Source organism: Arhodomonas sp. KWT (assembly GCF_010993615.1).
This window is the reverse complement of sequence record NZ_WNXE01000228.1, coordinates 1,852-3,362: the sequence shown is the minus strand read 5'-3', so window position 1 is coordinate 3,362 and position 1,511 is coordinate 1,852. Positions and strand designations below refer to the sequence as shown.

Annotated in this window: 2 protein-coding genes and 1 pseudogene; all 3 read left to right on the top strand. The window is 65.3% G+C overall.

Translation table 11 applies throughout. The features are described from left to right. Window positions 1-246: pseudogene (locus G7A99_RS17060) on the top strand (glutamate--cysteine ligase); the annotation flags it as partial. A gap of 268 nt (window positions 247-514) precedes the next feature. Then, window positions 515-1,174: an ABC transporter permease gene (locus tag G7A99_RS17055; protein WP_018717022.1), complete on the top strand. Its 660-nt coding sequence runs from the start codon at window positions 515-517 to the stop codon at window positions 1,172-1,174. A gap of 20 nt (window positions 1,175-1,194) precedes the next feature. Continuing rightward, a partial coding sequence (locus G7A99_RS24960) for an ATP-binding cassette domain-containing protein (RefSeq protein WP_205599895.1) occupies window positions 1,195-1,511 on the top strand: 317 nt, incomplete at its 3' end.

Here is a 1,511-nt window from a genome sequence, read left to right as displayed (position 1 = left end):
GACCCGGCGCTGACCCCCTCCGCGCGGGTGCTCGCGGAAATGCGCGAGCACGACGAGGACTTCATCGAGTTCGCCATGCGGGTATCCCGCGCCCACGAGCACACCTTCAAGAGCACCCCGCTCGACCCCGGGCTGGCCGAACGTTTCGAGGCGGCATCGCGGGAATCCCTCGCCGAGCAGGCGGCAATCGAAGCGGACGACACCGTCTCCTTCGAGGACTACGTGGCCCACTACTTCGGCCACTGAACGGCCCCAACCCGGACCCATTTCATCCGGGTTCGGGTTGATTCAAATCATGGATATTTCCGTCCGTCCATGAGTCAAGTGCCATATATGTCGGCTGCATATCCTTATGTGGCGCATATGTCGCATTATCCCCAGCCCCTCCCCGCTAACCTGAGTTCACGCTGAAGACGCGCCGGCACAAGCGCGCCCCGCGGCGGCCCCCGTGCAACCGCCCGCGGAAGAATACGCCCACCCCGTGGACAACCCGCGTGAACGGAGGGGTCGATACTTGGACATCATCACCTTCATCGCCGACAACGTCGACGTGCTGGTCAACCGCACGATCGAGCACATCGCCCTCGTGGCGGTCGCCGTCGGCCTGGCCGTCGCCACCGGTGTGCCGATCGGCATCGCCATTACCCAGAGTCAGCGCGTCGCCAACATCGTGCTCTACATCGCCTCCATGGTAATCACCGTCCCGTCCATCGCGCTGTTCGGCGTGATGATCCCGATCCTCTCGACCATCGGCCAGGGTATCGGCTACGTGCCGGCGGTGATCGCCGTACTGCTCTACTCGCAGCTGCCGATCATCCGTAACACCTATACCGCCATCAACGACGTCGACCCGGCCCTGCGCGAGGCGGCCCGGGGCGTGGGCATGAGTCCGATGCAGCGGCTGCGCATGGTCGAAATCCCGCTGGCGGTTCCGGTGATCATGGCCGGCGTGCGCACCGCCGTGGTCATGAACATCGGCGTGATGGCCATCGCCACCTACATCGGGGCCGGGGGCCTGGGGACCTTCATCAGCCGGGGCATCAGCCAGACCGATCCGCGCCAGCTCATCGTCGGCGCCGTCGCCGTGAGCCTGCTCGCGATCGCCGCCGACTTCGGCCTGCTCGGCCTGCAGCGGCGGCTCACGCCGCGCGGGCTGCAGCGCGCCGGGGGCTGAACAACGACAAGGGGAGCCGAATGATCCGCATCGAGAATCTGACCAAGGTCTTCGAGACGCCGGAGGGACCGGTAACCGCCGCCGACCACATCACCATGGACGTGCCGGACGGTGAGATCTGCATCCTCCTCGGCCCCTCCGGCTGCGGCAAGACCACCACGCTCAAGATGATCAACCGCATCATCGAGCCCACCTCCGGCCGGGTGTCCATCAACGACGAGGACACCACCGGCATGAACACCACGGACCTGCGCCGCAGCATCGGCTATGTAATCCAGCAGATCGGGCTATTCCCGAACATGACCATCGAGGAGAACATATCGGTGGTGCCGCGATT